At 70.8% G+C, this 23,885-nt stretch carries 23 protein-coding genes and 1 riboswitch; of the genes, 4 read left to right on the top strand and 19 right to left on the bottom strand.

Annotated elements, in window-relative coordinates; all coding sequences use genetic code 11:
• Positions 1 to 116 precede the first annotated feature (116 nt).
• Positions 117 to 1,244, top strand: a complete 1,128-nt coding sequence (locus tag AOP78_RS02165) for a P-loop NTPase (RefSeq protein WP_236685262.1) — start codon at positions 117 to 119, stop codon at positions 1,242 to 1,244.
• Positions 1,245 to 1,468: 224 nt separating this feature from the next.
• On the opposite strand, the gene AOP78_RS02160 is transcribed toward AOP78_RS02165, so the two are convergent.
• Positions 1,469 to 2,014, bottom strand: a complete 546-nt coding sequence (locus AOP78_RS02160) for a hypothetical protein (protein ID WP_062200908.1) — start codon at positions 2,012 to 2,014, stop codon at positions 1,469 to 1,471.
• A gap of 83 nt (positions 2,015 to 2,097) precedes the next feature.
• Here AOP78_RS02160 and AOP78_RS02155 point away from each other — a divergent pair, with 83 nt between their 5' ends.
• Complete coding sequence (locus AOP78_RS02155; protein WP_160297583.1) at positions 2,098 to 3,321, top strand: galactokinase; 1,224 nt, start codon at positions 2,098 to 2,100, stop codon at positions 3,319 to 3,321.
• Between the two features lie 43 nt (positions 3,322 to 3,364).
• Here AOP78_RS02155 and AOP78_RS02150 read toward each other — a convergent pair whose 3' ends face one another.
• From AOP78_RS02150 to AOP78_RS02130, 5 genes are all read right to left on the bottom strand, one after another.
• A complete protein-coding gene (locus tag AOP78_RS02150) occupies positions 3,365 to 4,165 on the bottom strand; it encodes an exodeoxyribonuclease III (protein WP_236685261.1) in 801 nt (266 codons plus the stop codon).
• Between the two features lie 145 nt (positions 4,166 to 4,310).
• A complete protein-coding gene (locus AOP78_RS02145) occupies positions 4,311 to 5,198 on the bottom strand; it encodes a bifunctional methylenetetrahydrofolate dehydrogenase/methenyltetrahydrofolate cyclohydrolase (RefSeq protein WP_062200901.1) in 888 nt (295 codons plus the stop codon).
• Positions 5,195 to 6,490, bottom strand: coding sequence for a serine hydroxymethyltransferase (gene glyA, locus AOP78_RS02140; protein WP_062200898.1), 1,296 nt, complete (start codon positions 6,488 to 6,490; stop codon positions 5,195 to 5,197). The genes AOP78_RS02145 and glyA overlap by 4 nt, the downstream gene beginning before the upstream one ends.
• Before the next feature lie 67 nt (positions 6,491 to 6,557).
• Positions 6,558 to 6,642: riboswitch (ZMP/ZTP riboswitch) on the bottom strand.
• 44 nt (positions 6,643 to 6,686) lie between these two features.
• Positions 6,687 to 7,544, bottom strand: coding sequence for a hypothetical protein (locus AOP78_RS02135; RefSeq protein WP_062200896.1), 858 nt, complete (start codon positions 7,542 to 7,544; stop codon positions 6,687 to 6,689).
• Positions 7,544 to 8,056: a GNAT family N-acetyltransferase gene (locus tag AOP78_RS02130; protein WP_062200893.1), complete on the bottom strand. Its 513-nt coding sequence runs from the start codon at positions 8,054 to 8,056 to the stop codon at positions 7,544 to 7,546. The genes AOP78_RS02135 and AOP78_RS02130 overlap by 1 nt, the downstream gene beginning before the upstream one ends.
• An 87-nt stretch (positions 8,057 to 8,143) precedes the next feature.
• On the opposite strand from AOP78_RS02130, the gene purU reads away from it, so the two are divergent.
• Positions 8,144 to 9,004, top strand: coding sequence for a formyltetrahydrofolate deformylase (gene purU, locus AOP78_RS02125; RefSeq protein ID WP_062200890.1), 861 nt, complete (start codon positions 8,144 to 8,146; stop codon positions 9,002 to 9,004).
• Positions 9,005 to 9,036: 32 nt separating this feature from the next.
• Here the strand turns inward: purU and nagA are convergent, their stop codons facing one another.
• The 10 genes from nagA to AOP78_RS02075 all read right to left on the bottom strand — a co-directional run bounded on the left by nagA (position 9,037) and on the right by AOP78_RS02075 (position 20,187).
• Positions 9,037 to 9,927, bottom strand: coding sequence for an N-acetylglucosamine-6-phosphate deacetylase (gene nagA, locus AOP78_RS02120; RefSeq protein ID WP_062200887.1), 891 nt, complete (start codon positions 9,925 to 9,927; stop codon positions 9,037 to 9,039).
• Position 9,928: 1 nt separating this feature from the next.
• Positions 9,929 to 10,711 carry a glucosamine-6-phosphate deaminase gene (locus AOP78_RS02115; RefSeq protein WP_062200885.1) on the bottom strand — a complete coding sequence of 261 codons (783 nt, stop codon included), beginning with the start codon at positions 10,709 to 10,711 and terminating at the stop codon, positions 9,929 to 9,931.
• On the bottom strand, positions 10,704 to 11,591 hold the full coding sequence (locus tag AOP78_RS02110; RefSeq protein ID WP_062200883.1) for an ROK family protein: 888 nt from the start codon (positions 11,589 to 11,591) through the stop codon (positions 10,704 to 10,706). The genes AOP78_RS02115 and AOP78_RS02110 overlap by 8 nt, the downstream gene beginning before the upstream one ends.
• Positions 11,591 to 13,036, bottom strand: a complete 1,446-nt coding sequence (gene nagZ / locus AOP78_RS02105) for a beta-N-acetylhexosaminidase (RefSeq protein WP_062200880.1) — start codon at positions 13,034 to 13,036, stop codon at positions 11,591 to 11,593. Before nagZ ends, AOP78_RS02110 begins: the two co-directional genes overlap by 1 nt.
• Complete coding sequence (locus tag AOP78_RS02100; protein WP_062200878.1) at positions 13,033 to 13,869, bottom strand: carbohydrate ABC transporter permease; 837 nt, start codon at positions 13,867 to 13,869, stop codon at positions 13,033 to 13,035. The genes nagZ and AOP78_RS02100 overlap by 4 nt, the downstream gene beginning before the upstream one ends.
• Entirely contained in the window at positions 13,866 to 14,840 is a 975-nt protein-coding gene (locus AOP78_RS02095; RefSeq protein WP_062201674.1) for a carbohydrate ABC transporter permease, read from the bottom strand. The genes AOP78_RS02100 and AOP78_RS02095 overlap by 4 nt, the downstream gene beginning before the upstream one ends.
• A gap of 88 nt (positions 14,841 to 14,928) precedes the next feature.
• Positions 14,929 to 16,254 (bottom strand): extracellular solute-binding protein, encoded by a 1,326-nt coding sequence (locus tag AOP78_RS02090; RefSeq protein ID WP_062200875.1) that lies wholly within the window; start codon positions 16,252 to 16,254, stop codon positions 14,929 to 14,931.
• A gap of 63 nt (positions 16,255 to 16,317) precedes the next feature.
• Positions 16,318 to 17,583 (bottom strand): ROK family transcriptional regulator, encoded by a 1,266-nt coding sequence (locus AOP78_RS02085; protein WP_083979699.1) that lies wholly within the window; start codon positions 17,581 to 17,583, stop codon positions 16,318 to 16,320.
• A gap of 334 nt (positions 17,584 to 17,917) precedes the next feature.
• Positions 17,918 to 18,922: a malate dehydrogenase gene (locus AOP78_RS02080; RefSeq protein WP_062200873.1), complete on the bottom strand. Its 1,005-nt coding sequence runs from the start codon at positions 18,920 to 18,922 to the stop codon at positions 17,918 to 17,920.
• Positions 18,923 to 18,969: 47 nt separating this feature from the next.
• Entirely contained in the window at positions 18,970 to 20,187 is a 1,218-nt protein-coding gene (locus AOP78_RS02075) for an NADP-dependent isocitrate dehydrogenase (protein ID WP_062200871.1), read from the bottom strand.
• A gap of 158 nt (positions 20,188 to 20,345) precedes the next feature.
• Here AOP78_RS02075 and AOP78_RS02070 point away from each other — a divergent pair, with 158 nt between their 5' ends.
• Entirely contained in the window at positions 20,346 to 21,260 is a 915-nt protein-coding gene (locus tag AOP78_RS02070; RefSeq protein ID WP_152659364.1) for an aquaporin, read from the top strand.
• Positions 21,261 to 21,350: 90 nt separating this feature from the next.
• Here the strand turns inward: AOP78_RS02070 and AOP78_RS02065 are convergent, their stop codons facing one another.
• The 3 genes from AOP78_RS02065 to purN are packed head-to-tail and all read right to left on the bottom strand — an operon-like array spanning position 21,351 to position 23,865.
• A complete protein-coding gene (locus AOP78_RS02065; protein WP_062200866.1) occupies positions 21,351 to 21,614 on the bottom strand; it encodes a DUF3017 domain-containing protein in 264 nt (87 codons plus the stop codon).
• Positions 21,615 to 21,655: 41 nt separating this feature from the next.
• Positions 21,656 to 23,215, bottom strand: a complete 1,560-nt coding sequence (purH, locus tag AOP78_RS02060) for a bifunctional phosphoribosylaminoimidazolecarboxamide formyltransferase/IMP cyclohydrolase (RefSeq protein ID WP_062200863.1) — start codon at positions 23,213 to 23,215, stop codon at positions 21,656 to 21,658.
• On the bottom strand, positions 23,215 to 23,865 hold the full coding sequence (gene purN, locus AOP78_RS02055; RefSeq protein WP_062200860.1) for a phosphoribosylglycinamide formyltransferase: 651 nt from the start codon (positions 23,863 to 23,865) through the stop codon (positions 23,215 to 23,217). Before purN ends, purH begins: the two co-directional genes overlap by 1 nt.
• Between the last annotated feature and the right edge of the window lie 20 nt (positions 23,866 to 23,885).

Genomic DNA, 23,885 nt, shown 5'->3' with positions numbered 1-23,885 from the left:
CCGTCACCCGTCGATCAGCCCCCGGGATGACACCCCCACCAGGCACGGTCCTCCCCGGGGAGGACCAGCCGCACGGCCGCCACGTGGACCCGGCGGCACCGCCTACGATGGAGGCCATGTCTGCAGTCCCCGCGCTCGAGTCCGCCCTCTCCAAGGTCATCGACCCGGAGATCCGCCGTCCCATCACCGAGATCGGGATGGTCCGTTCCATCGAGATGGACGATGCGGGGCTCGCCGTGATCGGCATCGACCTCACGGTCGCGGGCTGCCCCATGAAGGAGCGCCTCACGTCGGACGTCGAGGCGGCAGCGCGGTCGGTCGACGGCGTCACCGACGTTCGCGTCGAGCTGGGCGTCATGTCCGAGGAGCAGCGCACCGAGCTCAAGACGCAGCTGCGCGGTGGCAAGCCCGAGCCCGTCATCCCCTTCAACGAGCCCGGCTCGATGACGCGCGTCTACGCGATCGCGTCGGGCAAGGGCGGCGTCGGCAAGTCCACCGTGACGGCGAACCTTGCCGCGGCGATGGCCGCCGACGGCCTCAAGGTCGGCGTGCTCGACGCTGACATCTTCGGCTTCTCGATCCCCGGCATGCTCGGCGTCGAGGGCCAGCCGACGCGCCTGGGCGACATGCTCCTGCCCCCCATCGCGCACGAGATCAAGGCCGTCAGCATCGGCATGTTCGTGCCCGCGGGCCAGCCCGTGGTGTGGCGTGGCCCGATGCTGCACCGCGCGATCGAGCAGTTCCTCGCGGACGTCTTCTGGGGCGACCTGGATGTCCTGCTGCTGGACCTTCCGCCCGGGACCGGCGACATCGCGATCTCGATCGCGCAGTTCCTCCCCCACGCGGAGATCGTCGTCGTGACGACCCCGCAGGCTGCGGCGGCGACCGTCGCGGAGCGCGCCGGGTCGATCGCGACCCAGACGTCCCAGTCGGTCGTCGGCGTCATCGAGAACATGGCGTGGCTCGATCAGCCCGACGGCACCCGCCTGCACCTGTTCGGCGAGGGCGGCGGCGAGCGCGTCGCGGGCAACCTCACGCGCACGCTCGGCACGGACGTGCCGGTGCTCGGTCAGATCCCGCTCGATGTCGCGGCGCGCGAGGCCGGCGACGCGGGCACGCCCGTCGTGATCTCCGACCCCGACTCCCCCGCCGCGGTCGCGCTCCGCGCCGTGGCCTCGAGGCTGTCGAGCAGGCGCCGCGGCCTCGCGGGCCGCTCGCTCGGCGTCACCCCGGTCAAGCGCTAGGAGCGCCCGACGACGGGCGCAGCTCAGGTCGGCTTGCCGGGCTATTCGGCGCGTGCGCGGACACTTTCTGACACATCGCGTGGTGGCTCCGCGGCGTGTTGCGAGAGACACACCGCCCGGCGCGGCCCGCTTATGTCAGAAAACGTCCCGACCAGGTGCACAGCGACCCCACTGGGTGGATTGAGAACTAGCGGGCTTGCCCACTTCTCCTGTGCCCGACGCGCTCAGTACCCCGCAGGGCGAGACGGGCGAGGCTCCTCGGTCTCCCTGGGCCCCCAGCCGACGATGATCGCGGCCACCAGCCCGCTCAGCAGCATCCCGGTGGACACCATCGGAACCGCGAGCGCGGCCATGAGCGCGTCGTCGAAGCCCGGCCCCGTCACGCCGAGGTCCTCCAGCAGGCCAGAGCCAGCCGAGTTCACCGCACCTGTGACGATCATGAGGTGCACGCCCAGCGCGGAGGAGACGAAGGCAGCGGCCTGATCCAGGAATCCGCGCTCGGGACTCAGGTAGCGCACGGTCGCGCCGACAAGGACGGTGACCATCAGCCCGAGCAGCACGTACGCGAGCAGGTTCGGCTCGCTGGGCACGAGGACGGACAGCAGCAGACCGAGCAGCACCGCCACCACCAGACCGGCGGCGAGGGCCCCCATCCGATTGCGCCGCAGCCTGTCCAGGAAGGAGCGAGGCGCGCCCGGCGGAACGGTGGGATTCTCTGCCGTCTCGGCGCTCGCCTCGCCGTCCGAGGCGGGCTCAGGGGTGGCTGACATGACTACTGCCTCCGATCAGAAAGCCTGATAACTCATGTTCTCACGCCTGGATGCATGGGGGCATCGCTGGCATGATGGACAAGGTGAGCGTCGCAGCCGATTCCGGACCCACCTGGGTCGAGGCGTGGACGCCTTCTGAGGGGTCCAAGCGCGCGACCGCGCTGCTGAGGGAGACGTTCGGCGCCGAGCAGCCGTCCTCGTGGCACGCCCCCGGCCGCGTCACCGTGATCGGCGAGCACACGGATTACTCCGAGGGCCTGGCGCTGCCGACCGTCACTCCCCACGCCATCTACGTGGCGGCCAGCCCGCGCGACGACCGACGCGTGCGCGTCGTCTCGGACCAGGGCGACACGCTCGACGGGCCGGGCGCGATCTGGGAGGGCACGCTCGACGACGAACCCCGTGAGGTCGAGGGCTGGCCCCAGTACGTGATCGGCCTGCTGTGGGCGATGCAGGAGCGCGGCTACGACGGCCCGGGCATGGACCTCGCGTACGCCTCGTGTCTTCCGGCCCGCGCAGGGCTCGGCTCGTCGGCCTCGATCCTCGCGGCGACCGCGCTCGCCGCGAACGACCTGTGGCGGCTCGCTCTCGACGGTGACGACGGCCACGCCGAGCTCGCCGATGCGTGCCTGCACGCGGAGAACCTCGCCGTCGGGACCCTGTGCGGCGCGCTCGACCCGCACACCATCCTGCGGTGCGACCACGAGCACGCGCTGCTCCTGGACTTCGCGCAGCATCCGACCGGTGCCCAGCCGTACCCGATGTACTTCCGCGACTACGGCCTCGGACTGCTCGTGATCGACACAGGGGTGCCGCGAGGCGACGTCCAGCAGCTGTTCCGCACCCGCCGCACCGAGGTCGCGGCCGCCGCGCAGGCGCTCGGCTCCCGCACGCTCCGCGAGGTCGCCGACGCGCCTCTCGCGGCCCGCAGGGTCGAGGGCATCTCGGACCCCGTCCTGCGCCGTCGGGCGCGCCACGTGACCGCGGAGATCGACCGCGTGCGGCTCGTCGTCGACGAGCTCAGCGGCACCGGCCCCGCCCACGAGCGCTTCGTGGCGATCGGCAAGGCGATCTACCGTTCGCACGCCTCGCTCGAGCTCGACTACGAGGCCTCGGACCCGACGCTCGACTATGCGGTCGACGCCGCGTTCAAGGCGGGCGCCCTGGGAGCACGCGTCAGCGGCGCGGGCTACGGCGGCGCGATCGTCGCGCTCGTCCGCAAGGCGCAGGCGCGCCTCGCCGCGCAGCACGTGGCGCAGGCCTTCTCCGACGCGGGCCGCGAGACGCCCCGCTTCCTCTGGGTCTGATCCCGCTCCGCGTCACGCCGCACCGAAGGCGCGCACGCCGGCGCTACAGCGCGTAGTCGACGACGAGCGGCGCGTGGTCGGTCCAGCGCGCATCCCACGACGCCTGCCGCGCGACGTGCACGTCGGTGGCCGCATCGGCGAGGACCCGCGACGCGAGCTGGTAGTCGATGCGCCAGCCGGCGTCGTTGTCGAAGGCCTGCCCGCGCTGCGACCACCACGTGTACGGGCCGGGCTTGGGCCCCTCGAGCGCGCGATGCACGTCCACCCACCCGGCCTCGAACCAGCGGTCCAGGTAGGCGCGCTCCTCGGGCAGGAAGCCCGCAGACTTGAGGTTGCCCTTCCAGTTCTTGATGTCGTTCTCGGTGTGAGCGATGTTGATGTCGCCCATCACGACGACGCGCTCGTGCTCGGCGAGCAGCGTCGCGAGCCGCGAGGTCATCGCCTCGAGCATCGCGTACTTCTGGTCCATCTTGGGGGTGCCGACGGTGCCGGAGTGCATGTAGACGGAGACGATGCGGACCGGGCCCGACGGGGACGCGGCGGTGCCCTCGATCCAGCGTCCGGTGTGCACGGGCTCGTCCATGCCGTCGCCCAGCGCGTCGGCGCCGACGACGACGTCGGTCAGGGGCTCACGGCTGACGATCGCGACACCCGCGCGACCCTTGATGAGGCACGGGTCCTCGACCACGTGCCAGCCCTCGCCGACGAGCTCGGCGGTGGTCTCGAGAGGCGCGCGCACCTCCTGCATGCAGACGATGTCGCAGCCCGACGGGTCGAGCCAGTCGGACATGCCCTTGCGTGCGGCGGCGCGGACGCCGTTGACGTTGACGGAGGCGATTCTCATGGCCACGAGGGTACCTGCCATCACTGACAGAGAGGCCCCTCCCGCCGTGGACAGTCAGCGGCGCGCTGGCGGGACATGAAGGTTGCGGATCGCTCGAATCCGACTCTCATGTCCCGCCAGCAGGCACGCAGGCTGCGAGGAGAGGCTAGAGCGCGCGCTCCGCGGTCTCGACGACGTTGGCCAGCAGCATGGCCCTGGTCATGGGACCGACGCCACCAGGATTGGGCGAGTACCAGGAGGACCTGGCCACCGCGTCGGCCGAGATGTCGCCTGCGACGCGGCTCTTGCCGGTCTCCGGGTCGGTGACGCGGCTCACGCCGACGTCCACGAGCACCACGCCGTCCTTGACCATGTCTCCCGAGACGATGCCGGGCACGCCAGCGGCAGCCACGATCACGTCGGCGCGACGGGTGTGGGCGGCAAGGTCAGCGGTACCGGTGTGGCACAGCGTCACCGTGGCGTTCACGGCCTTGCGGGTCAGCAGCAGGCCGATGGACCGGCCCACCGTGGTGCCGCGGCCGATGACCACGACCTCCTTGCCCTTCAGGTCGATCCCGTGGCGCTCGAGCAGCGCGATGATGCCCTTGGGCGTGCACGGCAGCGAGGACGTGACCTCCTCGGACACGCGCAGCACCAGGCGACCGAGGTTGGTCGGGTGCAGCCCGTCGGCGTCCTTGTCCGCGTCGATCCGCTCGAGGATCGCGTTCGTGTCGACGCCCTTCGGCAGCGGCAGCTGCACGATGAAACCCGTGCATGCGGGATCCGCGTTGAGGCGATCCACGGCGGCCTCGATGTCGGCCTGGCTCGCATCGCCGGGAAGGTCCTCCCGGATCGACGCGATGCCCACCTCGGCGCAGTCCGCGTGCTTGCCGTTGACGTACCAGGTGGAACCCGGGTCATCGCCAACAAGAAGAGTACCGAGGCCCGGCTTCACGCCCTTCGCCGCCAGCGCGGCGACGCGCTCCGCCAGCTCCGACTTGATGGCGGCCGCGGTGGCTTTGCCGTCGAGCCTCTGAGGAGCCCCAGCCGTCACTGAGCGAGCCCGTCGTACAGCGGGAAGTCCTCGGCGAGCTTCGCGACGCGCGCGCGCAGCGCGGGAACGTCCGCGCCGCCCTTGAGCGCCGTCGCGATGACCTCGGCGACCTCGGTGAACTCCTCGGCGCCGAAGCCGCGGCTCGCGAGCGCCGGCGTGCCGATGCGCAGCCCCGAGGTGACCATCGGCGGGCGCGGGTCGTTCGGGACCGCGTTGCGGTTCACGGTGATGCCGACCGAGTGCAGCAGGTCCTCGGCCTCCTGGCCGTTCATGGGCGAGTTGCGCAGGTCGACGAGCACCAGGTGGACGTCGGTGCCGCCCGAGACGACGTTGACGCCGGCCTCGATGGCGTCCGGCGCGACGAGGCGCTCGGCAAGGATGCGCGCGCCCTCGAGGACGCGCTCGTTGCGCTCCTTGAACTCGGCGCCCGCGGCGGCCTTGAGGGCCACGGCCTTCGCGGCCACGACGTGCATGAGCGGTCCACCCTGCTGGCCGGGGAACACGGCCGAGTTGAGCTTCTTGCCGTACGCCTCGATGTCGCGCGACAGGATCATGCCGGAGCGGGGGCCGCCGATGGTCTTGTGGATCGTCGTGGAAACCACGTCCGAGTGGGGAACGGGCGAGGGGTGCAGGCCCGAGGCCACGAGGCCCGCGAAGTGCGCCATGTCGGTCCACAGCTTCGCGCCGACCTCGTCGGCGATCGCGCGGAACGCGGCGAAGTCGAGGTGGCGGGGGTAGGCCGACCAGCCGGCGATGATGACGTCGGGGCGGTCGGCGAGCGCCTGCTCGCGGACCTTGTCCATGTCGACGAGGTGCGTCGTGTCGTCCACGCCGTACGCGGAGACCTCGTAGAGCTTGCCGGAGAAGTTGAGCTTCATGCCGTGGGTGAGGTGGCCGCCGTGGGCGAGCGAGAGGCCCATGATGCGGTCGCCCGGCTTGGCGAGCGCGTGCAGCACGGCCGCGTTCGCGGTCGCGCCGGAGTGCGGCTGGACGTTCGCATACTCGGCGCCGAACAGGCTCTTGGCGCGCTCGATCGCGATGTTCTCCGCGACGTCGACCTCCTCGCAGCCGCCGTAGTAGCGGCGACCGGGGTAGCCCTCGGCGTACTTGTTCGTCAGCACGGAGCCCTGCGCCTGGAGCACGGAGCGCGGCACGAAGTTCTCGGACGCGATCATCTCCAGGTAGGTCTGCTGACGCGCGAGCTCGCGGTCGAGGACCTGGGCGATCTCGGGGTCGAAGTCCTGCAGCGAGGCGTTCATCACCGCTGCGGTGGCGCTGGAATCGGTGGCCATGGCCATCCCTCCGTCAGGGCGGCGCTGTGTCGTGTGGCCGACACAGGGCCGCCGGTTGTTTTCCGGAGACCTTGGCCCAGGCGTACGACCAATAGTCTTGAGAAGTTGCCGCTCCCTCGTGGTAGCCCACTGCGCCAGTCGCGACGTGCGTCAGTCTAGCAACGGCGGGCCGCATCGTCCCGGCCTTGCCGGAACGTCACCTGGACGATGCTTCGCGCGCCGGTTCGTCGACCGTCGCCTTGTGGATCTCCTCCTGGACGATGCGGTCCAGGGCGGTCTGGAGCCGTTGGCCGTGCTGACCGCCGATGGAGTCGCGAATTCGGTCCCATCGTGCCTGGTAGTGGTCGGAGAAACGGCTGCGCGCACGCTCCATCCGCGCCTCGTCGTAGCGCCGGTGCGCCCAGAACGACGTGGGCTTGGCGAGGCGGATCGCGGCGACGAGCGCGACCACGGGCACGACGATGCCGACCAGTCCGATCTTCAGCTTTCCCTTGAGCACCGCGATGATCACCCACGTGAAGTGGAGGGCGAGCACGATCGCGACCGCCCACGCGGACTCCGTGGTCTGCTCCTCGAGGCCGAAGAGGTTGACCTGCATGAGCATCGCGACGCCGAGGACGACCGCGACGAGCACCGCGTCGATCGACTTGCGACCCTCGGCCGACCAGTAGACGTCCTCGAGGTGCAGCCACAGCGCGAACTCGTCGAGCGCGAGCGCGGCGCCCGCGCCGAACAGCGCGGCGAGGATCTCGACCCACGGGGAGTCAGGGGCGTAGCGGAACTCGATCAGCCCGGTCACGAGGACCAGGACGATGCCCCACACCTGGTGGTGGACGTGAACCCCGCCCAGGTGGATGTTCGAGAACAGGCCGCCTCCCGTGTCCTCCCCGGGCGCAGCATCGTCCCTGGACGCGCGCTCCGCGGCCCTGAGCTCGCCCGCGCGGATGCGCCGCGTGATCCACCGTGTGAGGCCGAACGTGAGGACGAAGGCGATCATCAGCCACAGCGCGGGAGCCCGCCCTGTGTCGACGAAGACCGACTCGTACCAGGACATCAGTCCACGGCTGCGTCGTCCACGATCGCGCCGGACTCGAGGATCTTGCGCAGGTAGGCGTACGTGAGGTCGCCCGAGACCTGGTCGAACTGGTGCTCGTAGCCGGCCTTGTTGTACAGCGCGATGTTGTGCTTGGAGTTCTGGCCGGTGAAGGCCCACACCTCGGACGTGTTCTCCGGGAGATAGCCGAGCACCGCGAACACGAGCTGCACGCCGATGCCCTTGCCCTGCAGGTCGGGGGCGACCGCCAGGCGGCCGATGGTCGCCTTCGTGCCCTCGATGCCGACCCGGATCGTGCCGACCATGCGCGGGCCCATCCAGGCGGCGAGCGTCACCGTGGAGCCGGACTCCATGTCCTCGATGAGCTCCTCGAGGGTCTGCGTCAGCGCAGGGATGTGCGCGTCGTTGTACAGCTGGGCCTCGACGACGAAGGCCGCGCGCCGCAGCGTGAGCACCTCTCCCGCGTGACCCGCGTCGACCGTGTCGATCCTGACGTCTGCATCGTCGCTCATAGCCCTATGGTGACAGGTCACGGTGCCCCGCCACCACCCCGGCGGTCCCGGTTCGGAGGGTTCTCACAGGTTCACTACGCTGGGGGCATGTCAGACACGCCCGAGACCCGCCGTTACGTGCTCAGCCTGTCCTGCCCCGACCGCCCCGGCATCGTCCACGCCGTGTCGGGGACGCTGGCCGAGCGCGGCGGCAACATCGCCGAGTCGCAGCAGTTCGGCGACGCGGACACGGGCCTGTTCTTCATGCGCGTCGAGTTCGAGGTGCCGTCCGCGCAGGACGACCTCGAGGCCGCGTTCGGGGCACTCGGCGAGCGGTTCGGCATGACCTGGCGCCTCGACGTCGCGGGCCGCCGGATGCGCACCGTGGTCATGGTGTCGAAGGCCTCCCACTGCGTGAACGACCTGCTCGTGCGCGAGCGTGCGGGCACGCTGCCCGTCGACATCGTCGCCGTGGTCGGCAACCACCCGACCCTGAAGTCGCTCGCGGAGTTCTACGGCAAGCCGTTCCACCACATCCCCGTGACCCCGGACACGAAGGCGGACGCCGAGGCAGCCGTCCTGAGCCTGGTCGACGAGGTGGACGCCGAGCTCGTGGTGCTCGCCCGCTACATGCAGATCCTCTCCCCCGAGATGTGCGCCGCGCTCAAGGGCCGTGCGATCAACATCCACCACTCGTTCCTGCCGTCGTTCAAGGGCGCGCGCCCGTACTTCCAGGCGCACGATCGCGGCGTGAAGCTCATCGGCGCGACCGCGCACTACGTCACGGCTGACCTCGACGAGGGCCCGATCATCGAGCAGGACATCGAGCGCGTCGACCACGCCTACACGCCCGAGTCCCTCACGGCGACGGGTGCCGACGTCGAGCGCCGCGCCCTCGCGCGCGCTGTGCGCTGGCACGCGGAGCACCGCGTCCTCCTGGACGGCCACCGCACGATCGTCTTCAAGTAGGCCCGAGCGTCTTCAAGTAGGCCCGAGGCAGGTCAGGCGGGCGCCTGCCAGCCGCACGCCTCCAGGGCCCTGAGCGGCGTGGCCGTCGCGGCCTCGACGGCCGTCTCGCGCGGGATCCCGATCTCCTCGCAGACGTCGAGGGCGCGCGCGAGCAGCAGCGTCGATCCCGCGAGGGTGTCGGTGCCCGTCAGGACGGCCTTGCCGTCCGCGACGGTCACCTCGAGCTCGCCGAGCATGTAGGCGCCCTCGGACGATGCGGCGGCCGCCATCGCGTCCGTCATGAGGACGACGCGACCGGGCGCCGCGGAGAACAGCAGCGCGATCGACTCGGGCGCGACGTGGAAGCCGTCCGCGATCACCTCGATGAACACCCGCTCGTCCGCGAGCGCGGCGCCGAGCGGGCCGGGCACGCGGCCCGAGATGGGAGGCATCGCGTTGTACGCGTGGGTGATCAGCCGCGCCCCGGCGTCGAACGCGTCGCGGGCCTGAGCCGCGGTGCACTCGGTGTGCCCGACGGCCACGACCACGCCCTCCGCCGCGAACCGCTCGATGGCCTGCAACGCCCCCGGCAGCTCGGGCGCCATCGTGATCTGCCTGATCGTCCCCTGCGCGGCGTCGAGCAGTCGCGACACCGCATCGGGCGTCGGATCGATCAGCGCGTGCGGCGGGTGCGCGCCCTTGCGCGAGGGCGCGAGGAACGGTCCCTCGAGGTGGATGCCCAGCAGGTCGGGCTCGTGCGCCATCGCCTCGCGGACCACCGCGATCCTCGCGACCATCGCGTCGAGAGGCTCGGTGACGAGCGAGGCCACCATCCGCGACGTGCCCGCCGCCTGGTGCGCCCGGAGCGCGGCGATCGTTCCCTCGACGGTGTCGCCGAAGGCGTGCCCACCGCCGCCGTGGCAGTGGATGTCGACGAGGCTCACGCTAGATACCCTGCCACTGCGGCTTGTGCGCCGTCGCCCAGCGGTAGTAGTCGAGGTTCTTCAGGCCCGATGCGGCGGCCTCGTCCACGAGGACGGTCACGTGCGGGTGGAGCTGGATCGCCGAGCCTGGCATGGACGACGACACCGCGCCCTCGACGCTCGCGGCGAGCGCCTCCGCCTTGCCCTCGCCGAACGCGAGCAGCACGAGGTGCCGCGCGCGCAGGATCGTGCCGAGGCCCTGCGTCACGCAGTGGATCGGGACCTCGTCGAGCGAGTCGAAGAAGCGCGCGTTGTCGAGGCGGGTCTGCTCCGTGAGCGTCTTGACGCGCGTGAGCGAGCCGAACGACGAGCCCGGCTCGTTGAAGCCGATGTGGCCGGTCGTGCCGAGGCCGAGCAGTTGGAGGTCCACCCCGCCGGACGATGCGAGGAGCGCCTCGTACCGCTCCCCCGCCGTCTCGATGCCGTCGAGAGAGCCGTCAGGCACGTGCACGAGCGCGGGGTTCGCGCCGACTCGCTCCTGGAACTCCTTGGTGATGACGGACCGGTAGCTCTCAGGGTGCTCCACGGGGAGCCCCACGTACTCGTCGAGCGCGTAGGCGCTGACGCGCGAGAAGTCGAGCCCGGCGTCGGCACGAGCGCCGAGCGCCTCGTACACCGGCAGCGGCGTGGAGCCGGTGGCCACGCCCAGGACCGCCTCGGGGTTCGCGGTGACGAGCCCCGCGATGTGGTCGGCGACGAGCTCCCCCGCCGCCTCCTTGCTGTCGACGAGGATGACCTCAGCCACGTCCGGCTCCTCTCATGGCCGCGCCCACGGCGGCGACCGGGATATCGGGGTCGAGCACGCTCACGCGTGCGGTCAGGTCCACCGAGGCGAGGAACGGGCTCTGCCGCTCCCAGCCGCGGATGACCCGGCGGGCACCCTCGAGCAGCGGCTCGCCCATGCGGGTGAGCCCGCCGCCGAGAAGCACCTCCTCGACGTCCAGGGTCAGCACGAGCATCCTCACCGCGGTCGCGACGCCGTAGAAGATCCCGTCGCGGATCGCGGCCGACGCGGAGTCCGTGTCTGCCGCCGCGATCACGTCGACCGCGGGCACGCCCCCCGACTGCAGCGCCACGCCGCTTCCGGAGGCGTACGTCTCGAGACCGCCCGGCAGTCCGTCAGGACCGAGCGGTCCCGCGGGATCGATCGAGATATGGCCGATCTCTCCGGCGGCGCCACGCGCGCCGCGCCACACCTTGCCGTCGAGGATCAGGCCCGCAGCCAGTCCGGTGCCGAGGTTGAGATACGCGACCGAGGTGAGTCCACCGTCGGCCGCGACCCATGCTCCGACAGCGCCGGCGTTCACGTCGTTGTCGACGACGGGGCGCGCGCCCCAGGCCTTCTCGAGCTCCCCGGCGAGGTCCAGCCTCGTGATCCCGAGGTTCTGCGCGTGACTCACCACGCCGCCCAGGACAGAGCCGGGGATGCCGACGCCGATCGATGCGGCGTCGCCGACCACGATGCCCGCCTCGTCGCACACCCGCGCGACCGCGGCGACGGCCTGCGCCACGACCTCATCGGGCCCGTGACCCGACGGAAGGACATGGCGATGCAGCACGCCGCCGTCGGCGTCGACGAGCACCGCGTCGGTCTTGGTGCCACCGATGTCGATACCGAGATGCATCAGCGACCCCCGACCAGGCCCGCGAGCGCGAGCCCCGCGAGGCGGGACGCCCCGAAGGTGGAGATGTCGCAGACGCCCTCGGCGGAGTCGGGCCAGCCCATGTCGACCGCGACGGTCGGGTGAGCCGCCCGCAGCGCGGCGATCGCCTCGCGGGCGAAGCCGTGCCGGTGGTTGTCCTTGCCCACGGCCACGACGAGCGAGCCGGCTGGGATCGAGGCCACGGCCACCGCCGCATCGTCCTCAGGACCGATCGTCGCCGTCGGTGCGACACCGTTCGCGAACGGACCCCACGGGCTCGTGCCCACGGCGATGTTCGCGGCCGGCTCGAGCCTCACCCAGGCCACGGGGCGTCGCTGGGCGAGCTCGCCCGCCGCCTCGTTCGAGACCTCGAACGCCTCGGCCACGTCCGCGGCGGACAGGCCCGTCATCTCGCCCAGGCCCACCTCGGCCGAGGCGTTGACCTCCACCCGGCGCTCGCGATGCGAGGCGCCGAGCGCGCGCACGCGCGTCGACGCGGCCTCAAGATCCTCCGCGGCGAGCGCCCCGGCGACCACGGCCTCGTCGAGCGCGGCCGCGATCGCGCCCACCTCGTCGTCCGTGTTCCGCGTGCCGAGGCACAGCAGATCGCATCCGCCGTGGATGGCCTTCACCGCGGCGGCGGGGATGCCGATGCCCTCGCACGCGCCCCGCATGTCGAGCGCGTCGGACACGACCACTCCGGCGAAGCCCATCTCGTCGCGCAGGAGGCCCCGCAGGATCGTGCGCGAGAACGTCGCGGGGTTCTCCGCGTCGAGCGCGGGAACGAGGATGTGCGACGACATGATCGTCTCGGTGCCCGCCGCGATGACGGCCGCGAAGGGCGACAGGTCGCGCTCCCGCACGGTCGCCTCGTCCGCGTCGACGGTCGGAAGGGACACGTGGGAGTCCTGAGCGGTGTCGCCGTGGCCCGGGAAGTGCTTGGCGCACGCGCCCACGCCGACCGATTGGACGCCGCGCGTCCACGCGACGCCGTGCCTCGCCACGAGGCCAGGGTCGGCGCCGAAGCTGCGCACGCCGATCACCGGGTTGAGAGGATTCGCGTTGACGTCGACATCGGGCGCGAGGGTGAGGTCCACGCCGACGGCGCGCAGCTCGACGCCGACCTGGATCCCGACGCGCTCGGTGGTCCGCTCGCAGTCGAGGCGACCGAGCACGGCGTTGCCCGGGAACGGGGATCCTTCCGCCTGGTAGAGCCGCGAGACGTCGCCGCCCTCCTCGTCGATCGCGATGATCGCGTCAGGGTTGGCGGCGTGGATCGCGGCGCACAGCTCGCGGAGCTGCTCGGGCGAGGAGACGTTCGTGCCGAACAGGCACACCCCGCCGAGGCCCTCGCGGAGAAGCTGCTCGAGCCACGCGGGCAGCGTCGTGCCCTCGAAGCCCGGCATGAGCACGGTGAGCGCGGTCATCCCTTCACCGCTCCGCCCACGAGTCCCTGAGCCATGCGGCCTTGGACGATCATGAAGAACACGATCACGGGGATCGCGACGAGCACGGAGCCGGCCATGACCTGGCCCCACTCGGTGACGCCCAGGTTGGAGGTCTGCGCGAAGTCGCGCAGCCACAGCGGCAGGGTCGCCTTCTCGTTCTCGGTCAGGATGATCGATGCGAGCGCGAACTCGTTCCACACCTGCACGAAGGCGAACACGCCGGACGCGACCAGGCCCGGTGCGAGCAGCGGGAAGGTGATCCTGCGGAACGCTCCCATGCGCGTGCAGCCGTCGATCATCGCGGCCTCCTCGAGGTCCACGGGCACGCCCGCGACGAAGCCACGCAGCATCCACGTGGTGAACGGGACCACCATGGCCAGGTAGATGATCGAGACGCCGAGCACCGAGTTCAGCAGGTTCGCCGACGCGAGCATCTTGTACTGCGCGATGAACATCGCCTCCGCGGGAAGCATCTGCACGATGATGATCGCCAGCACGAACGCGCCACGGCTGCGGAACCGGAAGCGCGCGATCGCGAAGGACGCGAGCGTCGCGAACGCCACGCACACGACGAGCACGAGCGCGGTGATCGTCACCGACATGCCCAGGCCCGCGAGGAAGCTGTTGTCCGCGAGCACGGCCGTGTAGTTGCCGAGGGTCCCGTGTGTCGGGAAGAACGTGGGGGTCAGCCGGTTGATCGATCCGGGGGTCTGGAAGGACGTGTTGATCATCCAGTAGACCGGGAAGGCCCAGACGGCCGCAAGCAGGACGGCGAGCGCGGCTCCCGAGCCGCGAAGCAGGGTGCGGGTCATGACTCCTGGTCCTCCTTGAGCATGCTGCGCACGTAGCCCCAGCTGACCGCGATGGTGAGGACCATCACGACCATGGCGGCGGCCGACGCCATGCCGAACTGGCTCTGGCCGATGCCAAGCCCGTAGATGTAGGTGCCGAGCAGGTCGTAGCGCTCGCCTCCCGCGCCGAAGTCCTGCAGCAGCTGGATCTGCGCGAACACCCTGAGGTCCCAGATCAGCTGCAGGAGCAGCAGGATCACGAGGACGGGCCGGATGATCGGCATGATGATGAGGCGGAGGGTCTGGGCGCGGCCCGCGCCGTCGAGCTGCGCGGCCTCGAGGACCTCCTCGGAGACCTGCGTGAGGCCCGCGTAGACGGAGAACGCCACGAAGGGCACCGACGCCCACACGATGATCGTCATCGCGACGCCGAAGAAGCTGAGCGGCTCGACGAGCCAGTTGTGCCCGACCATGTCGACGCCGGGGATGAGCGAGAGCGCATAGTTGACCACGCCGTTGCGGTCGTCGATGAGCCAGTTGGCGACCGTCATCTGGGCGACGATCGGCATGGACCAGGCGAGCAGCATCGCGACCTGCAGGACGATGCGGGACCAGGTGGGCACCGCCTTCATCAGGAGGGCCATGAGGATCCCGATGGCCATCGTGATGAGCGCGGTCAGCGCCATGAACACCACGGAACGGATCGCGATGGTCCAGAACACGGAGTCGGTGAGCAGCGCGATGTAGTTCTGCAGGCCGACGAACTCGGCGGGCTGACCGAACTGCTGGGCCAGGCCGTACTCCTTGAAGGAGTTGATGATCTGCCAGGTGACCGGGTAGGCCAGGCCGACGAGCAGGGTGCCGACGGCCGGGAGGATCAGCCACAGGGGGAGCTTCGAGCGCCGGGGGCGGCGCGAGCGGGTGGGTGCGGGAGTCTGGGGGTGCGCGGGCTCCGTGCCGACGGTGTCGGGGGCGGGCGCAGGGGTCGTCATGGTCACGACTGCCTCTCGGGAAGGGTTCCCGGGGGAGGTCCGGCGCACGAGGGGGTGCGCGCGCCGGACCTCCCGACGGGGATTGCTACTAGCCGTTGATCAGCTCGTCGATCTTGGCGTCGGCCTCAGCGGCCAAGGTGGCGACGTCGCCGCCCTCGGCGACCGCCTGGAAGTAGTCCTCCATGATGCCGGCCTCCTCGATGGACGCCCAGCCCGCGGCGGCGGGGGTGAGCTTCGCGTTCGACGCGGCCTCGAGAGCCACGGCGTTCACGCCCTCGAAGTAGCTGTTCTCGGCGTAGATGTCGGCGTAGTCCAGGTTGGCCGGGCCCATGCCGTTCTCGGCGAGCATCGTCTGGTACTCGTCGGAGAAGATGATGCCCATGAGGTCGAGCGAGCCCTCGACGTTCTGCGTGGCCGCGGAGACGCCGATGTTGGAGCCGCCCGCGAACACCGGAGCGGTGCCGCCGTCGACGCCCGGGAGCGCGTAGACGCCGAACGTCTCGGGGTTCCAGACGTAGCCCTCGGTCTCCTCGTCGTAGTCACCGAGCGTCCAGGTGGCCCACGACGGGGCGAGCGTGGACGATGCGGGGGTGCCGGAGAGGAACTCGTCGTTGATCGCCGAGTAGGTGGTGGTGTCGTCGTCCGTGGACTGCGCGACGTTGCCGGTCTCGAAGAGGTCCTGCCACATCTCCATGCCCGCGATCGACGCGTCGGAGGACAGCGAGGCGTGCCACTCGGAGCCGTCGTACTCGGCGATCTCGCCACCGTTGGCGAAGATCCACGAGATGCCCGAGCGCCAGTCGCGGCCCGCGAGGTAGGCGCCGCCGAGGCCCTGCTCCTTCATCGAGGCGTTGACCTCGGTGTACTCCTCGAGCGTGGTGGGCACCTCGACGCCGGCGGCCTCGTAGATGTCCGAGCGGTAGAACACCGCGCGCGAGCCGAAGTAGTACGGCAGGGCGTAGACCTGGTCGCCGATCGAGCCGGCCTCGACGAAGCCGGGCAGCAGCGAGTCGCCGCCGAACTCGTCGTAGTAGTCGGTGAGGTCCATGAACGCGCCGACCGTGGTGAACGTCGCGGCCTGCGTGTTGCCGACCTCGGCGACGTCGGGCGTGTTCTCCGAGTCGGGCAGCGCGGTGGTGAGCGACGAGATCAGGTCGCCCCAGCCGATCTGCTCGACGGTGAGGGAGCCGCCGTTCACGTCGGTGTACTCGGTCTTGAGGTACTCGATGAGCGCCTCGGGCGTGTCGGTGCCGGCCAGCCACAGGGTGATGTCCTGGGGCTCGACCGTCTCCTCGGCGGCCTGCTCGGACGAGGACGTCGAGGCCTCCGCCTCGGCGTCAGCCGAGGAGCATCCCGCGAGTCCGAGGGTCCCGACGGCCAGAAGCGCGGCCGCGGAGAGCGTGGTCTTCTTCATTGCCTGTTCCTTCTCATTGGTTCCGGCCGCAGCCCCGTCGGCTACGTCCCTTGGTGCGGAGGGTCAGGAGACCCCCAGCTGGCCCGTGAGGACCATGACGGCCGCGCCCAGGACGACGATGTCGCGTCCCAGGGCCGTCATCCGCACCGACAGGTGGCCGTGGACACTGGCCATCGTGCGGTTGCGGATCGTCTGGACGGCGCTGTCGAGCAGCGGTCCGTCCAGCACATCGAGGGGGCCGCTCAGGACGACCTCCCCCAAGTCGAGGGCGCCCACGACGGGCGCGAGTGAGATGCCGAGCCGCTCGCCGGCCTCCACGAGGATCGCGCGGCGCGCGGCGTCGTCGGCTGCGGCGTCGAGCCGTTCCGTGAGGCGCGGGATCGCGAGCCAGGTCTCGAGGCAGCCGTCCTTGCCGCACGCGCACCGGTCGCCGCCGTCGGTGCCGACGACGACGTGGCCGATCTCGCCCGCGCCCGAGGCCGCGCCCTGCACGAGCGTGCCGCCGATGACGATTCCCGCGCCGACGCCTCGACCGACGCGGACGAGCATCATGTCGGCCTCTCCCCCGCCGAAGGTGCGCTCGGCGAGCGCGGCGGTGTTCGCGTCGTTCGCGACCTGGACGGGCAGGCCCGTGCGGTCGGCGAGGATCGCCTGGAGGGGCACGTCCGACCACGCGAGGTTGGGCGCGTTCAGGACGGTTCCATCGATGTCGACGATGCCGGGCGATCCGACGCCCACTCCGAGCACGGGGGCCTTCGCCGCGGCCACGAGCCTGTCGAGGACGCGTGCGGCGGCCTCGACGGCCGCGTCGCCCGTGATGCCGTCCACTGCGAGCTCCTCGCGGTGCAGCACCGTGCCGTCGAGGTCGGAGACGATCCCGCGGAACACCGCGTCCTTGGACAGGTCGAGCGCGAGGATCGCGAAGCCCGCGCGGTTGATGTCCAGGAGCGTGGCGGGCTTGCCGGGGCGCGAGTCGGCGCGCACGCCGAGCTCCACGACAAGGTCCTCCGCGATGAGGTCGGCGACGAGGTCCGAGATGGTGACGCGGGTGAGGCCCACCTCGCGGGCGAGGTCCGCACGGCTGAGACCCTCGGCGCGGTACAGCGCCTGGAGGACGAGCGCCCTGTTGTGGCGGCGTGCGTGCTCGGGGCGGACCCTGGCGCCGGGACGGACCGTCGAGGCGAGCGCGGTGCGACGCTCGGTCCGCGTCGCCGCGGCGGAGGATGCTCCGTGAGCGGTCGCGGTGGGCGCGTGCGCGGCGGAGGTCGGGGCAGGGGCCGTCGGGCTGTCCGCCTGGGTCCCCGTGGGGGTGATGTCCGCCGTGGTCATGTTTGTTAGTAAAGGTTACTAACGAAAGTTCCGCAAGACCTGAGAATGACGAATCGGTGAACCGTTACCGTTCCGTGACACTCGCCGACCCGACCCGACCCGACCCGACCACCGCATCGTCCCCGCGCTCGGCCCTCGCACTTCCGCTGCGCCCTGGTGGGAGCTGAATGCAGAATCCGCGCCGCATCCGACCCTCAGCTCCCACCAGGGCGCTCCGGCCCGACGAGGGCAGCGGGTCAGGCAGCCACGAGCTCGCGCCGCATGCGAAGGAGCCCCAGACCTCGGCCCAGGGCTCCCCCGTCACAGCTGTCGAGGCGTCACGCCCGCAAGGCGGTCACACCTTCGCGGTCGGCAGGAGGCCCAGCGCGCGAACCGTGTCGCGCTCCTCCACGAGCTCGGCCACCGACGTGTCGATGCCCGTCCGCGTGTAGTCGTCGAGCTCGAGACCATGGACGATCTCCCACGAGCCGTCGCGCGAGACCGCCGGGAACGAGGACACGAGCCCCGCCGGCACGCCGTACGAGCCGTCCGAGGGCATCGCGACCGAGGTCCAGTCGCCCTCCGGCGTGCCGTGGACCCAGTCGTGGACATGCGAGATCGCGGCGTTCGCCGCGGATGCGGCGGACGATGCGCCGCGCGCTTCGATGATCGCCGCTCCACGCTTGGCGACGGTGGGCACGAAGTCATCCTTCACCCAGGCCTCGTCGCCGATCACGTCGAGCGCGGGGCGCCCGCTGATCAGCGCATGCGTGAGGTCGGGGTGCTGCTTCGCGGAGTGGTTGCCCCAGATCGTCACGCGCTCGATCTCGCGCACCGGGGTCGCGGCGCGCATCGACACCTGCGCGAGCGCCCGGTTGTGGTCGAGCCGCATCATGGCGTTGAAGCGGTCCGCCGGCACGTCGGGCGCGTGCGCGGACGCGATCAGCGCATTCGTGTTCGCGGGGTTGCCCACCACGAGGATGCGCACGTCGTCCGCCGCTCCGGCGTTGATCGCCTCGCCCTGCGGTCCGAAGATGCCGCCGTTCGCCGCGAGCAGGTCTCCGCGCTCCATGCCGGCGCCGCGCGGGCGGGCGCCCACGAGCAGTCCGACGTTGACGCCGTCGAAGGCCGCCTTCGCATCGTCGAAGATGTCGATCCCCGCGAGCAGCGGGAAGGCGCAGTCCTCGAGCTCCATCGCGGTGCCCTCGGCTGCCTTCACCCCCTGCGGGATCTCGAGCATCCGCAGCCGGACGCGGACGTCCGGGCCGAGCATCTGCCCGGAGGCGATGCGGAACAGCAGGGCGTAGCCGATCTGACCGGCGGCGCCGGTGACGGTGACGTTGACGGGGACAGCATTCACGGCGGTGTGACTCCTCGGGGAATGGAGTGATGACTGTGGTGCAGAGCCTACGCCAGGCGCGCGGCCAGATTCTCGTCGAGGGTCGCGAGGAACTCCTCGGTGGTCTGCCACTCCTGGTCGGGACCGACCAGCAGCGCGAGGTCCTTCGTCATGCTGCCGCCCTCGACGGACTTGATGATGACGTCCTCGAGCGTCTCGGCGAAGCCCGTGACCTCGGGCGTGCCGTCGAGCTTGCCGCGGTGCTTGAGACCGCCCGTCCACGCGAAGATCGACGCGATCGGGTTGGTCGACGTGGGCTTGCCAGCCTGGTGCTGGCGGAAGTGCCGGGTGACGGTGCCGTGCGCGGCCTCCGCCTCGACGGTCTTGCCGTCGGGGGTCATGAGCACGGACGTCATGAGGCCGAGCGACCCGAAGCCCTGCGCGACGGTGTCGGACTGGACGTCGCCGTCATAGTTCTTGCAGGCCCAGACGTAGCCGCCCTCCCACTTCATCGCGGCCGCGACCATGTCGTCGATCAGGCGGTGCTCGTACGTGATGCCCGCGGCGTCGAACTGCGCCTTGTACTCCTTCTCGAACACGTCGGCGAAGATGTCCTTGAACTGGCCGTCGTAGGCCTTGAGGATCGTGTTCTTCGTGGAGAGGTACACGGGGTAGCCGCGCTGCAGGCCGTACGCGAAGGACGCGCGGGCGAAGTCCTCGATGGACTTGTTGAAGTTGTACATGCCCATCGCGACGCCGCCGTCCTCGCCGTAGTTGGCGACGACGTGCTCGATCGGCTCCGAGCCGTCCTCGGGCGTGAACGTGACCGTCAGCCTGCCCGCGCCGGGCACCTTGAAGTTCGTGGCCTTGTACTGGTCGCCGTGAGCGTGACGGCCGATGACGATCGGCTTGGTCCAGCCCGGAACCAGGCGAGGCACGTTGGAGATGATGATCGGCTCGCGGAACACGACGCCGCCCAGGATGTTGCGGATCGTGCCGTTGGGGCTCACATACATGCGCTTGAGCCCGAACTCCTCGACGCGCGCCTCGTCGGGCGTGATCGTCGCGCACTTGACGCCGACGCCGTGCTCCTTGATGGCGTTCGCGGCGTCGATCGTGATCTGGTCGTCGGTCGCGTCGCGCGACTCGATGCCCAGGTCGTAGTACTCAAGGTCCACGTCGAGATACGGGTGGATCAGGCGGTCCTTGATGAACTGCCAGATGATCCTCGTCATCTCGTCGCCGTCGAGCTCGACGACCTTGCCCTCGACCTTGATCTTCGCCATGCGCTCTACCTCACGTGCTTCTCGGGAACGATGCCCCAAGGCTAGCCCACCGGATCGACGGGCAGCCCCCGGAGCGTCCAGCCTGCAACGGGCCGCTTCACCTGCCAAGATCGAACGTGACACGCAGACGCGCGCCCACGGACGTGAAGGGACTCGAGATGACCGAGCCTGAGATGGACAAGCCCCAGACCACCCCGGTCTTCGATGACGCGGACGGCGACGCCGTGCCGGCGCCCGACGCGGCGAGCACCCCTGCCATGGACGATGCGCCGGTCGAGGACGACGCCCCCGTCGAGGCGGCGTCCGGCCCCTCGATCGTCGCACGCATGGCCGCCGAGGCGGTCGGCACCTTCATCCTGGTCTTCATGGGCGTCGGCGCAGCGCTGTTCTCGGGCGTGCTCGGGTGGGACACCATCGCGGTGCCGTTCGGCTTCGCGCTCGGCGTCATGATCGCCGCGTTCATCTTCGGCGGGATCTCGGGCGCGCACCTCAACCCCGCCGTGACGGTGGGCGTGTGGCTGTCGGGACGCATGCGCGGACGCGACGTCGCACCGTACGTCGTCGCCCAGGTGATCGGCGCGACGCTCGCGGCGGGCCTGTTCTCGCTGCTCATCGCGACCAACTCGCTGTACGACTCGCTCGGCACGACGCGCGAGGTCATCAGCTCGGCCTCCAACGGCTACGGCGAGCACTCCCCCACGGAGTTCGGCGTGCTGGCCGCCGGCATCATCGAGATCGTCATCGCGGCCCTGCTCGTGGCCGTGGTGCTGTCCGTGACCTCGGCGAGGAACGCCGCCGGCGCGCACCTCGCCCCGTTCGCGATCGGCCTCACGGTCGGCTTCCTCGTGATGGTCGCGATCCCGTTCACGAACGGCGCGCTCAACCCCGCGCGCGCTACCGGCACCGCGATCTGGTCCGACCTGTGGGCGATCCAGCAGGTGTGGCTGTTCTGGGTCGCCCCGCTGATCGGCGCGGCGATCTCGGGCGTCCTCTTCCGGGCGTTCGGCCCCAAGGAGGACCTCCTCGCCTACGCCTCGATCGAGGACGAGACGGTCGAGACCGTCGAGGGCTGAGCGGGAACGACGAAGGGGCCGGTCGCCGCCAGGCGACCGGCCCCTTCCGTTCGTCCCGGCGGGCCGTGGATCACGACGACGCGGCAGCGATCACAGCGGCGCCGTGAACCCCAGGAAGGCGAGCCCGACGCCGAACACGACCAGGATCGTGACGTCGATCGCGCGCCGGCGCACCGCGAACGCGCGCCCCACGGGAAGCGCGATCCGGGCGGCGGCCCCTGCGAAGCAGGCGGCGGCCATCAGCAGCACCGCGACCCGCGCGCCGAGCACGAGCGACAGGCATACCGCGCCGACCATGCCGACGAGCGTGGCCACCGCGATCACCTTGGGGGTGTCGGGCTGCTGGTAGCTCATGCGGAACCTCGAGTCTCGCCTGCGCTCATGGGAGGCGACGGTCAGTGGAAGAAGTGGCGGGTGCCCGTGTGGAACAGCGCGATGCCCGCGTCCTTCGCGGCCGCGATGACCTCGGCGTCGCGCACCGAGCCGCCAGGCGAGACGACCGCGGTGACTCCCGCGTCGATCAGGACCTGAAGGCCGTCCGCGAACGGGAAGAACGCGTCCGAGGCGGCGACGGAGCCGCGCGCGCGGTCCTCTCCGGCGCGCTCGACGGCCAGGCGGCACGAGTCGACGCGGTTGACCTGGCCCATGCCGATACCGACGGCCGCGCCGTCCTTGGCCAGCAGGATCGCGTTGGACTTCACCGCGCGGCACGACCGCCACGCGAACGCGAGGTCCGCGAGCAGCTCATCCGAGACGGGCCCGCCCGCGACCTGCTCCCACGCCGCGACGTCGTCGCCGGGAGCGTCGATGCGGTCGGTCGCCTGGACCAGGAGGCCGCCGGTGATGCGGCGCCACTCGCGCGGCAGCGGCGCATTGTCGAGCTTGAGCAGGCGGATGTTCTTCTTCTGGGAGAGGATCTCGAGCGCCTCGGGCTCGAAGCCGGGGGCGACGACCACCTCGGTGAATATGTCCTTGATCTGGTTCGCCGCCTCGACCGTCACCGTGTCGTTCGCGGCGATCACGCCGCCGAACGCCGAGATCGGGTCGGTCGCGTGCGCACGACGGTGCGCCTCGGCGATGTCCTTGCCCGTCGCGATGCCGCACGGGTTCGCGTGCTTGATGACCGCGACGGCGGTCCCGGGCTGGTCGTACGCGGCACGCACGGCGGCGTCGGCATCCACGTAGTTGTTGAAGCTCATCTCCTTGCCGTGCAGCTGCTCGGCCTGGGCGAGCCCACCCGAGACCAGCGGGTCGCGGTAGACGGCGGCGCTCTGGTGGGGGTTCTCGCCGTAGCGGAGCGAGCCGATGCGCTCGAACGAGGCCGCGATCCAGCCCGGGTTGCCCGCGTCGTCCGTGTCGGGCGCGACGACCGAGCCCATCCACGACGCGACGTGGATGTCGTACTCGGCCGTGTGGCGGAAGGCCTTGGCCGCGAGCGCCTGGCGCTGGGCGAGCGTGAACCCGCCCCCGGTCACAGCCTCGGCGACGGACGCGTAGTCGCTCGGGTCGACCACGACGGCGACCGACGGGTGGTTCTTCGCGGCGGCGCGCACCATCGACGGGCCGCCGATGTCGATCTGCTCGATCGTGTCGTCCTGCGAGGCGCCGGCGGCCACGGTCGCGGCGAACGGGTAGAGGTTGACGACCACGAGGTCGAACGGCGCGATGTCGAGGTCCTCGAGCTGCGCGCGGTGGTCCTCGAGCCTGCGATCGGCGAGGATGCCCGCGTGGATGCGAGGGTGCAGCGTCTTGACGCGGCCGTCGAGGCACTCGGGGAAGCCGGTGACCTGGTCCACCGGCGTGACGGCGACGCCCGCATCGGCGATCCGCTTCGCCGTGGAGCCGGTGGAGACGATCTCCACGCCCGCCGCGACGAGGCCCTTGGCGAGGTCCTCCAGGCCGGTCTTGTCGTACACCGAGATCAGTGCCCTGCGCACGTCCTGGCGGTCCGTCATCATGCCTCCTTGGGCTGGTCGTCCGAGCTGGGTCCGAGCCTCGCGACCCGGCCTTCGAGAGTCCATCCGTCGCGCACCATCCGGCCGATCGTGTCCACGACCAGGCCTCGCTCGATCATCTTGATCCGCTCGTGCAGCGACTCCTCGGTGTCATTGTCCCGCACGTCGACCGCCGCCTGCGCCAGGATCGGCCCGGTGTCCACGCCCGCGTCGACGAGCATCACGGTGCACCCCGTCACCTTCGCGCCGCCCGCGAGCGCATCGCGCACCGCGTGCGCTCCCGGGTAGGACGGCAGCAGCGCGGGATGCGTGTTGACGATGCGGCCCGGCCAGCGGTCAAGCACCGGGGCGCCCAGCAGGCGCATGAAGCCCGCACACATCACGAGGTCGGGCTCGAACGAGCCGATCGTGCGGGCGAGCGCCTCGTCCCACGTGGCGCGGTCGGGGAAGTCCCGGGGGCTGACCGTCGCGGTCGCGATGCCCGTCTCCCGCGCGAACGCGAGCCCGCCGGCGTCCGCGCGGTCCGACACGACGGCCACGATGCGCGCGCCGTAGGCCTCGTCGAGAGTCGCCGCGAGCAGCGCCTGCATCACGGTGCCTGCCCCTGAGACGAGCACGACGATCCTCTGAACGGGCACCCGGTTTGTCACACCCCCGAGCCTATCGGCAT

Source organism: Demequina salsinemoris (assembly GCF_000974805.1).
GTDB classification, from domain to species: domain Bacteria; phylum Actinomycetota; class Actinomycetes; order Actinomycetales; family Demequinaceae; genus Demequina; species Demequina salsinemoris.
This window is presented reverse-complemented; position numbering and strand designations above follow the sequence as displayed.

Coding starts and splice junctions, on each gene's coding strand:
- AOP78_RS02165 (WP_236685262.1), top strand. CDS start 117: ATGTCTGCAGTCCCCGCGCTCGAGTCCGCCCTCTCCAAGGTCATCGAC.
- AOP78_RS02160 (WP_062200908.1), bottom strand. CDS start 2,014: ATGTCAGCCACCCCTGAGCCCGCCTCGGACGGCGAGGCGAGCGCCGAG.
- AOP78_RS02150 (WP_236685261.1), bottom strand. CDS start 4,165: ATGAGAATCGCCTCCGTCAACGTCAACGGCGTCCGCGCCGCCGCACGC.
- glyA (WP_062200898.1), bottom strand. CDS start 6,490: ATGGCCACCGATTCCAGCGCCACCGCAGCGGTGATGAACGCCTCGCTG.
- AOP78_RS02135 (WP_062200896.1), bottom strand. CDS start 7,544: ATGTCCTGGTACGAGTCGGTCTTCGTCGACACAGGGCGGGCTCCCGCG.
- AOP78_RS02130 (WP_062200893.1), bottom strand. CDS start 8,056: ATGAGCGACGATGCAGACGTCAGGATCGACACGGTCGACGCGGGTCAC.
- purU (WP_062200890.1), top strand. CDS start 8,144: ATGTCAGACACGCCCGAGACCCGCCGTTACGTGCTCAGCCTGTCCTGC.
- AOP78_RS02110 (WP_062200883.1), bottom strand. CDS start 11,591: ATGCATCTCGGTATCGACATCGGTGGCACCAAGACCGACGCGGTGCTC.
- nagZ (WP_062200880.1), bottom strand. CDS start 13,036: ATGACCGCGCTCACCGTGCTCATGCCGGGCTTCGAGGGCACGACGCTG.
- AOP78_RS02100 (WP_062200878.1), bottom strand. CDS start 13,869: ATGACCCGCACCCTGCTTCGCGGCTCGGGAGCCGCGCTCGCCGTCCTG.
- AOP78_RS02095 (WP_062201674.1), bottom strand. CDS start 14,840: ATGACGACCCCTGCGCCCGCCCCCGACACCGTCGGCACGGAGCCCGCG.
- AOP78_RS02090 (WP_062200875.1), bottom strand. CDS start 16,254: ATGAAGAAGACCACGCTCTCCGCGGCCGCGCTTCTGGCCGTCGGGACC.
- AOP78_RS02085 (WP_083979699.1), bottom strand. CDS start 17,583: ATGACCACGGCGGACATCACCCCCACGGGGACCCAGGCGGACAGCCCG.
- AOP78_RS02075 (WP_062200871.1), bottom strand. CDS start 20,187: ATGGCGAAGATCAAGGTCGAGGGCAAGGTCGTCGAGCTCGACGGCGAC.
- AOP78_RS02070 (WP_152659364.1), top strand. CDS start 20,346: ATGACCGAGCCTGAGATGGACAAGCCCCAGACCACCCCGGTCTTCGAT.
- AOP78_RS02065 (WP_062200866.1), bottom strand. CDS start 21,614: ATGAGCTACCAGCAGCCCGACACCCCCAAGGTGATCGCGGTGGCCACG.
- purH (WP_062200863.1), bottom strand. CDS start 23,215: ATGACGGACCGCCAGGACGTGCGCAGGGCACTGATCTCGGTGTACGAC.